10 protein-coding genes are annotated in these 8,738 nt (G+C 63.2%); 1 reads left to right on the top strand and 9 read right to left on the bottom strand.

Features of this window, described 5'->3' with window-relative positions; genetic code table 11:
* Positions 1 to 121: 121 nt before the first annotated feature.
* The 6 genes from AC5FRW_RS08505 to AC5FRW_RS08480 form a co-directional block, all read right to left on the bottom strand.
* Positions 122 to 1,345, bottom strand: coding sequence for an orc1/cdc6 family replication initiation protein (locus AC5FRW_RS08505; RefSeq protein WP_493568011.1), 1,224 nt, complete (start codon positions 1,343 to 1,345; stop codon positions 122 to 124).
* 512 nt (positions 1,346 to 1,857) lie between these two features.
* Positions 1,858 to 2,535, bottom strand: a complete 678-nt coding sequence (locus AC5FRW_RS08500) for an HAD family hydrolase (protein WP_493568010.1) — start codon at positions 2,533 to 2,535, stop codon at positions 1,858 to 1,860.
* A 37-nt stretch (positions 2,536 to 2,572) separates the two neighbouring features.
* A complete protein-coding gene (locus AC5FRW_RS08495) occupies positions 2,573 to 3,052 on the bottom strand; it encodes a double winged helix-containing putative transcriptional regulator (RefSeq protein ID WP_493568009.1) in 480 nt (159 codons plus the stop codon).
* Positions 3,053 to 3,079: 27 nt separating this feature from the next.
* Positions 3,080 to 4,012 carry a methenyltetrahydromethanopterin cyclohydrolase gene (mch, locus tag AC5FRW_RS08490; RefSeq protein ID WP_493568008.1) on the bottom strand — a complete coding sequence of 311 codons (933 nt, stop codon included), beginning with the start codon at positions 4,010 to 4,012 and terminating at the stop codon, positions 3,080 to 3,082.
* 78 nt (positions 4,013 to 4,090) lie between these two features.
* Positions 4,091 to 4,300 carry a hypothetical protein gene (locus tag AC5FRW_RS08485; protein ID WP_493568007.1) on the bottom strand — a complete coding sequence of 70 codons (210 nt, stop codon included), beginning with the start codon at positions 4,298 to 4,300 and terminating at the stop codon, positions 4,091 to 4,093.
* 27 nt (positions 4,301 to 4,327) lie between these two features.
* A complete protein-coding gene (locus AC5FRW_RS08480; RefSeq protein ID WP_493568006.1) occupies positions 4,328 to 4,642 on the bottom strand; it encodes an MTH1187 family thiamine-binding protein in 315 nt (104 codons plus the stop codon).
* Between the two features lie 182 nt (positions 4,643 to 4,824).
* Here AC5FRW_RS08480 and AC5FRW_RS08475 point away from each other — a divergent pair, with 182 nt between their 5' ends.
* The gene (locus AC5FRW_RS08475) at positions 4,825 to 5,385 is read left to right on the top strand and encodes a response regulator (RefSeq protein ID WP_493568005.1); all 561 of its coding nucleotides are present in this window, start codon (positions 4,825 to 4,827) and stop codon (positions 5,383 to 5,385) included.
* A 60-nt stretch (positions 5,386 to 5,445) separates the two neighbouring features.
* Here the strand turns inward: AC5FRW_RS08475 and AC5FRW_RS08470 are convergent, their stop codons facing one another.
* The 3 genes from AC5FRW_RS08470 to AC5FRW_RS08460 form a co-directional block, all read right to left on the bottom strand.
* Positions 5,446 to 6,591 carry an ABC transporter ATP-binding protein gene (locus tag AC5FRW_RS08470; RefSeq protein ID WP_493568004.1) on the bottom strand — a complete coding sequence of 382 codons (1,146 nt, stop codon included), beginning with the start codon at positions 6,589 to 6,591 and terminating at the stop codon, positions 5,446 to 5,448.
* 114 nt (positions 6,592 to 6,705) lie between these two features.
* A complete protein-coding gene (locus AC5FRW_RS08465) occupies positions 6,706 to 7,692 on the bottom strand; it encodes a carbohydrate ABC transporter permease (protein WP_493568003.1) in 987 nt (328 codons plus the stop codon).
* Positions 7,689 to 8,738 (bottom strand): carbohydrate ABC transporter permease, encoded by a 1,050-nt coding sequence (locus AC5FRW_RS08460; protein ID WP_493568002.1) that lies wholly within the window; start codon positions 8,736 to 8,738, stop codon positions 7,689 to 7,691. The genes AC5FRW_RS08465 and AC5FRW_RS08460 overlap by 4 nt, the downstream gene beginning before the upstream one ends.

The raw sequence follows: 8,738 nt of genomic DNA, 5'->3' as shown, positions 1-8,738 counted from the left end.
TCGCCGGTTGGGACGGTCCTTTTTCGAGAGGGAGAGTAGGTTTCGACTGCTATCTGGCTCGACGCTGTGGGGCGGTGTCGACTGCTATCTCGCCCGAGGCTGTGGGTGCGGTGTTGACCGGTCAGGACTCCGCGGCCACGTCCTCGATGTCCTCGCGGGTCTCGAAGACGAGTTCCGGGTCCAGATCGTCGAGTTCGAACTCGTAGTACTGCCCCCCGCTCAGTCCCTCGTTGCGCTCGTAGCGCTTGAGGAATCCGAGCATCTGGAGATCCGAGAGGTGGCTGTGGACGCTTCGGACTGTCGTGAGTGGATCGTGTGCCCACGACTCGGCGACGGTCTGATACAGTTCGTAGATCTCCTTGGCTCGTGCCGGCGTCTCGCCGTCGTCTTCGAGGTGTGCGAGCGTTTCGAGGACGAGCTGGGCGTGAGTCGTCTGGTCGCGGATCTTGTTGCTGAGGCGGCCACGCTGGACGCGCTCGCGAGCGCGTTCGATGTGATCGTCGGTGACGCGGAACTCGCCCTGATTCTCCGCGACCTCCGCGCCGACTCGCAGCAGGTCGATGGCTTGGCGCGCGTTGCCCATGTCACGGGCAGCCAGTGCCGCAGCCATCGCGATCGCAGAGGAGTCGTAGCCGTCGCTCTGGAGCGCTTTCTCGGCTCGCTCTTCGAGAATCGATCGGAGTTCGTCGGCCGAGTACGGCGAGAACGATATTTCGGTCTCCATGAGCGTGTCCTTTACTTTCGCCGAAAGCTGCTGACGGAAGGTGTAGTTGTTCGAGATGCCGATGACGCCCACGCGGGAGTCGGTAATGTGGCCGATCGAGCGTGCCCGCGGGAGTTCGTACAGCAGCGTGTCCACGTCGTCGAGGTGATCGATCTCGTCGAAGACGACGAGGTGTGTCCCACCGGCGGCGTCGAGTTCGTCGTACAGCGCCGCGAACGCGTCGCCGATCCCCAGCCCGCGCTTCGGGAACGTCTCCGTGTCGGTGTCGGGGCCGGACCGGGCGGCCCGAAGGTCGTTGACGAGCGCTCTGACGACCATGAACACTGTCTTGCCGTTACAGTTCTGCTCGTGGACGTGCAACGCGTCCGCCTCGGGACGCTGCTGGATCTCCTCGGTCAGTGCGTCCATCATGAAGTTCGTGACGGCGGTCTTCCCGAGACCGGCCTTCCCATAGAGGAAGATGTTCTGGGGACTGCGCCCGAACAGCACGTCTTTGAGCGCGTTGCGGTACTCCTCGATCTCCTCGTCACGCTCCAGAATCTCGTCGGGCTGGTAGTCCTCAGTCAAGACACTTTTATCGGCGAAGATAGTGTCAGTAATCGCATCGAAGGGACCACCCATTGCTATTATGGTGAAACCGACGCCCCCACATAAGGCTTACTTCACGTGTTTCTCTTGTTTCTCGTGCTTCAGATGCATGCCAGATCTGTAAGCCGTGCCCTTCGCTGTGCGACTGCTTCCCTGCGTGATGCCCTCTCACACCCTTCGCCGTTTGTTTCACCATCACCCTCTCACGCGAAAGCACTCGAAATCTACTCTCACCCTCGGTCTCACACGCAGTCTCGCTTTCGGTCTCACGCGTCGTCCTACTCCCGGGTCGAATCGCTCCCGACCCGCGACAACCTGTCCTTCATCGTCTCTGACAGCTGACGGCTCCGGCTTCCCCGCTGGCCGAAAGCACTCGAAACCTCCTCTCACTCTCCACAGATCCGTCCGTTCACCGTCTCATCCGTCGTCGAGAGTAGATTTCGAGTGCTTTCTGCACGACCTGCCTTCCTCACCGGCCACGGAGAGTACGTTTCGCGTGCTTCGCGAGAACGACTAGCACGAGTGGGGCGGTCGAGACGGTCGCCTCACTCCCAGGGTTCGTCCAGTAACGCTCGCATCGACTCGATCCGGCAGTGTGGCTCCGGGTCGGGGTCGCCCACGCCGTCTCGGTCGAGCCACACCGACCGCAGGCCCGCGTTGTGTGCACCCTGAATGTCGTGTTCGAGGGAGTTGCCGATCTTCAGTGTCCGCTGGGGGTCGGTCCCCAGCACGTCCAGCGCGCGTTCGAACGGTGCCGGATCCGGCTTGGCCGCCGTATCGAAGCCCGCGAACACCACCGTCTCGAAACGGTCGCCGATCCCGAGACTGTCGAGTTTCGCCGTCTGCATCGCCGGGTCGCCGTTCGTGACGGCTGCGAGCGGGTACCGCTCGGCCATGGTCTCCAGCGCTTCTTTGGCTCCCGGCAGAAACCGCACGTCCCGGTGGTCGCGGGCGTCGGCGTAGATTGCCGCGACCTGCCGACCCACGTCCGGGTCGACGCCCTTCTCCTCGGCGAGACCGGCGAAGGACAGTTCGCGGATCTCCTCGGTGTCCTCGGCCACGTCGATGTAGTCCTCGAAGACGCCGTAGTACTCATCGGCCGTGAAGAACGGCTCGACGCCGACTGTCTCGAACGAATGGTCCAGCAGGTCGGACGCCGTCCGGCGGTACTCACACAGCGTGTCGTCGATGTCGAACAGCACCGCCTCGACCGAGTCGGTCATACGTGAGTGTTCGAAGCCGACGGAATAAATCGACCGGTCAGTTCTGCAGTCGGTACTGCCCGTCGTCCTCACGCACGAGCCCGAACACTGCACCCCATTGCAGGAGGTTTGCCGTCCGTTCGCGCCACTCGGCTTCCCAGTCCTCGTGGCGGTCCCGTTCCCACTGGGGAATGTCGTCTCGGATCGCGTCGAATGCCGTCGCTGGGGTCCGTGGTTCCGTTGCGACGCAGTCGAGCACCTCTCGTGCGCCGAAGACTCGCTCCCGGAAGGCTTCGGCCAGTGCGTCGTCGTTCGGTGCGTTCCGAATTCGATGGAAGCCCCGATCCGTCTCCGCCACGAGACCGAGCGCCTGCATGAACGTCAGACATTCGCGCGCCTCGTCACGGGAGGGTACGGCTGTGCCATCACGCACGCGCGAACAGCAGTCTTCGACACTCCCCGGGACCAGCGGCAGCGTCTCCGCAGCCGTTCGGAGGAACTCGACCGACCGCGCGGGCGGGACGACTTTGTATCGCATCGTGTTCACCACTTCACTACCGCCGGTTCACAGCCCGAAGCTCTCGGCCAGCACGTCTTCGTGAGTATCACCGACAACGTGGGTCTCGCCGCCGATCACGTCGATGGTCACCTGTGCGGGCGCGAACACCTCGACGGGCAACTCCGCGAAGTCCCAGTCGGCATCGTCGAACGTCTCGCGGAGGGGCGTGCCGTACTCCTCGGCCGCGACGGAGACGACCTCCTCGAAGCGGTCGAACTCCTCTTCGACGGTGAGATGGACCTGTCCGCCGTAGGCCAGTGCGTCCGTCGTCCGGGCGATGGCGGCTTCCTCGCTGTCGGCGACGGGCGCGACCGGTGCCGACCCGGTCGCAGAGAGGATCGAGATGGGATCGTAGCCAAGTTCCGACAGCCGGAACGTCGCCAGTTCCGCAGCGCGGGCCGCCGCTACCACGCTGCCGGTGACACTCGCCGTCGAGTACACGGGGAGGAACACGGCGGTCTCGGGAACGCCGGTCAGTTCCGCGACGTGGCCCGCGACCTCCTGCTCGGGGAGTTCGTCGGTCTCGATGGTCAACACGGCGAAGTCGGCGGCATCGTGGTAGCCGACGCGGTTGTAGATGTCTTCCTCGGCGACGAGAGCGCGCGCAGGACCACTACCCAGCCCCTCGAAATCGTCCAGACTGATCTCCCAGCCGCCTTTCTGGGAGCACAGTAGTCCCAGCGCTGGGTGGTCGGTCGACAGTTCGACGTGTGTCAGGGGCGCACCGGCGACCTCCGACAGCCCGGTCTGGACCGTCGCCAGCCCGGCCGTCTGAATCTCGGTCGCGAGCAGGCCCGCTTCGACCGCTCCGGGTACCTCGACGCCGAAATCGAGCACTGCCGCGTCACCGTCGAGCGCGTGGACGGCAATCGTGAGTTCGTCGGCGAAGTCGATCGCTTCGTCGACGAGTTCCGTCGCCATCCGATTGAGACTCTCCATACTCTCGGCTTTGCGCGCCTCGTTGTAAGACTGTTCGTGTTGGGATCGCCCCTCGTCCGTGACCGGCAACGATCCGTCTCAGGCGGTGAGAACGAGATAGAGTCCGACGGCTGCCAGTACGACACCAGCGACTCGGCCCAGCCGTTCGTTGATCTCGACCTCGTCACCGCCGGCACCGAGATACAGAAACCGTTGCTGGAGTCTGCTCATTCGTACCGGCTTGACGGCCCAGAGGAGACCCAAGACGACACCGAAGAGTCCGAAGACGACGTTGACGATCGCTGTCATAGGCGTGTTTGTGCTGGACGCTTCAAATCAGTCGCGATCGCTTCGAGCCTCGTGGCCCAGTTCCGCCTCGACGGCATCGACCTTCTCCGACGCCTGCTGTGACACCGTTCGCTTGTCGTCGATCTTCAGGAACGTCTCGACGCGGTCGGCGTCGACAGCCTCGTGTGCAGCGTGGGCCGCCTCGAACAGTTCGGCGCTGTCCTCGGCTTCGATGATCGTCCCCATCGGGGTGGTCTCGTACTCGACGCCCGATGCTTCCAGTGCCGCGACGGCGTCGGCGACGTCCGATGCCATACTCCCTTCGACGACCGGTGCGACCGAGAGGAAGCCGATACAGGTCATACAGCTAAGTGTTTGGACCCCGCTCTTTTAGCTGTGGCTGTCGCGCACGAACACCGCTGTCCGCTGGCAGTCGGGTGTTTCTCGCTCTCTCGATGTCGGTTCGTCCATCCACGCCGGGCCGTTGAACTAATGGTTACAATATTCCAATAAGTATACGTACGTGGAACTCACATGTCCGGGCCGTGAGGGGTGCTTCAGACGAAATCTCGGTGCTCGTCCTCGAAGACGAGAGCGAACTACTCGACGCGTACGTCACCGCTTTGGGCTCGGAGTACGCCGTCCATCCCGCGGCCAGCGGCGCGGAAGCGATCCAGACCGTCGAAGAACTCGGCGCTGACCTCGATATCGCGCTCCTCGACCGTCGTCTCCCCGAGAGTTCCGGCGACGACGTGTTGAAACACATCCAGTCGATGTCGATCGACTGCCGAACGGCCATGGTGACCGCTGTCGACCCGTCGTTCGACATCATCGATATGGGGTTCGACGACTACGTCCTCAAGCCGGTCACCCCCGCGGACCTGCGTTCGGTGATCGATCGGCTCACGATGCTCGACGAGTACGACGAGACCTACCGAAAGCTCAGTCAGAAACGCGTCAAACAGAGCGTCCTCGCCGCGGAAAAATCCCGGACACAACTGCGCGACAACGACGAGTATCGCCGTCTCCAGACCGAGATCGAGGAACTCGAACGCGAACTCGAATCACTCGAAGCCGAGATCGACGACAGGGCACTGCCCCATTGATCGCCCGTTCGGTCTCGACCGCTCGCCGTCACGTCGCGAGACTGGCTGTCGCGCTCGCCGCTATGCCGTCGGACCGCTGATCTCTTCGTCGACGTCGAGGCGACGGGTGTGTAGCGTCTCCCCGGACCCTCGATCGAAGAGATGGATCGTCGATTCGGGAATCTCGACGGTGACGTGATCGCCGACGGCGACCTGCTGGAGGCCGCCGATCGATGCGACGAAGGTCTCACCCTCGGGAGCGCCCTCGAAGCCCAGATACACCGTGTTCTCGTCGCCCATCGGTTCGACCACGTCGACGACGGCCGGGAAGGTGTGTTCGCTCGTTACGTCCTCTGCGAGTGCGATGTCTTCGGGACGGACACCGAGCACGAGTTCGCGCTGCTGGCCCACGTCGTCCAGTGTTTCCGTCGAGAGTGGGTACCTGAACCCCGGGCCGACGAGCTGCTCGTCCTCGCGGTCTACCTCGAAGAAGTTCATCGACGGATCGCCGATGAAGCCCGCGACGAACTGATTGGCCGGTCTGTGGTAACACTCCAGTGGCGTCGCGACCTGCTGGAGTTTCCCACCGTCGAGGATAGCGATCCGGTCGCCCATCGTCATCGCCTCCGTCTGGTCGTGGGTGACGTACATCGTCGTCACGTCGAGGTCGTCTTGCAGGCGCTGGAGTTCCGTGCGCATCTGCGAGCGGAGTTTGGCGTCGAGATTCGACAGCGGTTCGTCCATCAGGAACACCGCCGGGTCACGGACGATCGCGCGCCCGAGCGCGACCCGCTGTTGCTGCCCACCGGAGAGTTCCGAGGGTTTGCGATCCAGCAGGTCCGCGATGCCCATCGTGCTTGCGGCCTCGGAGACGCGCTCTTCGATCTCGTCGCTCGACAGATCGGTCGACTCCTCCAGCCCAAAGGCCATGTTCCCACGCACGGTCATGTGGGGGTACAGTGCGTAGGACTGGAACACCATCGCGATGTCTCTGTGCTGGGGCTTCACGTCGTTGATCACGGTCCCGTCCAGTCTGATCTCGCCTTCGCTCACCGATTCGAGGCCGGCGACCATCCGCAGCGTCGTCGACTTCCCACAGCCAGAGGGGCCGACGACGACGATGAACTCGCCGTCGTCCATCTGAAGACTCACGTCGTCGACGGCGACGATGCGGTCGTCCCCGTCCTGAAACACCTTCGTCAGCTGATCGAGTTCGAGCGTCCCCATCCTACTGACCTCCCGATGCTTCGGTTCGGTCTGCTGTGACACAGCGTGCTGGCGATACATCCGCGTCTGTCTCGGTGGGGTCCTGTCGAATCATGGTTCGATGCTGTGTGTCGGTCACGTCGCCACCCCCTCTGCGAACTCCTCGCCGAACATGACGTACACCGCGAGCGTGGGCAGTGCTGCGATGAAGGCCCCGGCCATCCGCAGGGCGAAGTCTTGCCCTTCGAGTGACTCGCCCAGTCCCGCGAGGATCAACACGACCGGTGCGGCCGGACTGGACTCCGTCGAGACCAGCACCAGCGCAAAGAGGAGGTCGTTCCAGATCTGGGTGAACTGGTAGATCAGGACGACCGCGAACATCGGCCCCGACAGCGGCAGGACGATCCGCCGGTACACCCGCCGGATCGTCGCCCCGTCGAGGCGTGCGGCCTCGATCATCTCCTCGCTCATGTTCTTGTAGTAGGATCGGAACAGGACCGTACAGATCGGCAGGCCGTAGGCCACGTGGGTGACGATCAACTCCACGATGCCGACGTAGTCGTCGTTGATTCCCAGCGCCCACAGCAATCCGAGCGCCTCCTCTAGGGGGACGAGCGACCAGAACCGCGAGAGGGGCACCAGCACGGCCTGATACGGAATGAAGATGCCGGCGACGAACAGCGCGAGGATCGGTGCCTTGTACCGGGGTTTCCAGTTCGACTGGGTGATGCCGTAGGCGGCGATGCTGCCGAGAAACGCCGAGATGGCTGTCGCCGGCACCGCATACAGCGCGCTGTTGAGCAAGCCACGCGCGAGGGCGTCGAACGCGGTCTGCCACTTTTCGAGTGTGAAAAACTCCGCTGTCGGTGGCGCGAACGGCAGGGTCCCGCTGACGCCCTCGGGGTTAGTCTTGAACGAGGTGACCAGTCCCGATTCGATGGGCGTCATGAAGAACGCGAGCAGAGCGAGCAACACTACGTACAGCCCCACACGGTAGCCGTCGATGGTTGCCAGTCGATCACCAAGCGAGCGCGACTGTTTCGCCGACGCAGTGCCGCCATCGGTTCGTGGACCGTCCCGCTCGCTCCCGTCGCTGCGGTCGGGCTGTCTCTGGTCTGTCATAGATTCCCTCGTCGGTATTGATAGTACAGATACGGGCCGATGATGCCGAGCGCCATCAGAAAGAGGAGGATGGCGATCGCCGAGGCGTAGGCCCAGTTGAGGTTTGCGTACGCTTCACGAACCATCTTCGTCGCGAGGATGTCCACGCCGTTCGGCGGTCGATACCCCGAGACCAGCGAGTACAGGAAGTCGAAGGCCTTCAGCGCGAACACCATCAGGACGACTGCGGCGCTGATCGTCGCTCCCTTCAACTGCGGGACGATGACCCGTCGGTACATCCGAAACGTCGACGCGCCGTCGACCATCGCGGCCTCGTAGTGCTCGGTTGGAATCGCACGCAGGCCCGCCAGATAGACGACCATGGTGTAGCCCGAGAACTGCCAGAGCAGCGCGAACACGACCGCCCAGAGGACGATCGTCGGATCTCCGATCCAGTCGACCGGCCCGATACCGATCGTCCCGAGGACGATGTTGACTACGCCGTTGTTGAAGTTGTACATCCACAGCCAGAACTGTGCGGTGACGACAAAGGAGAGGCTCATCGGCAGCAGATAGATCGTCCGAAACGTGTTCTCGAAGCGGATCCGCCGGTCGATCAAGATCGCAAGCACCAGCCCTAGCAGTAACGTCGCCAGCGTGAACACGATCACCAGCAGGAAGGTGTTGATCGCCGCGTCGACGAAGCCAGAATCCGAGAACGCCCGTGCGTACATCTCGAAGTCCAGATCGCTATAGTCCGGGTCACCAAAGCGAGAGTGGTCGGTCAACGAGATCAGGACGTTCCAGAGGATCGCGCCGTAGACGAACAGCGCCATCAGGAGGAAGGGTGGCAGCCAGAACTGCGAGGATTCCACGAAATCGGTGCCAAAGCGCCCGTTCAGTCTGCTTCGCGTGCGCCCGATCACACCTGCCCGCCGCTCGACGCCGCCGTCGGTCCGGGTTCCACTGGCGTCCTCGTGGCCGACACTGTGCTCCGTGCCGTCGCCGGTGCTCTCGGCGTCACCTCGACCAAAGTGCCGTCGCAGTCGTCGAAGCCGATCGATCAT

It is taken from the genome of Halomicrobium sp. HArcht3-1 (assembly GCF_058933345.1).
The sequence above is the reverse complement of the archived record's forward strand: the minus strand, read 5'-3'. Positions and strand labels throughout refer to the sequence as shown.

What these genes read in the sequence shown, in the direction of transcription:
- AC5FRW_RS08500 (WP_493568010.1), bottom strand. Translation starts at nt 2,535, where the DNA reads ATGACCGACTCGGTCGAGGCGGTGCTGTTCGACATCGACGACACGCTG.
- AC5FRW_RS08480 (WP_493568006.1), bottom strand. Translation starts at nt 4,642, where the DNA reads ATGACCTGTATCGGCTTCCTCTCGGTCGCACCGGTCGTCGAAGGGAGT.
- AC5FRW_RS08505 (WP_493568011.1), bottom strand. Translation starts at nt 1,345, where the DNA reads ATGGGTGGTCCCTTCGATGCGATTACTGACACTATCTTCGCCGATAAA.
- AC5FRW_RS08495 (WP_493568009.1), bottom strand. Translation starts at nt 3,052, where the DNA reads ATGCGATACAAAGTCGTCCCGCCCGCGCGGTCGGTCGAGTTCCTCCGA.
- AC5FRW_RS08460 (WP_493568002.1), bottom strand. Translation starts at nt 8,738, where the DNA reads ATGATCGATCGGCTTCGACGACTGCGACGGCACTTTGGTCGAGGTGAC.
- AC5FRW_RS08470 (WP_493568004.1), bottom strand. Translation starts at nt 6,591, where the DNA reads ATGGGGACGCTCGAACTCGATCAGCTGACGAAGGTGTTTCAGGACGGG.
- mch (WP_493568008.1), bottom strand. Translation starts at nt 4,012, where the DNA reads ATGGAGAGTCTCAATCGGATGGCGACGGAACTCGTCGACGAAGCGATC.
- AC5FRW_RS08465 (WP_493568003.1), bottom strand. Translation starts at nt 7,692, where the DNA reads ATGACAGACCAGAGACAGCCCGACCGCAGCGACGGGAGCGAGCGGGAC.
- AC5FRW_RS08485 (WP_493568007.1), bottom strand. Translation starts at nt 4,300, where the DNA reads ATGACAGCGATCGTCAACGTCGTCTTCGGACTCTTCGGTGTCGTCTTG.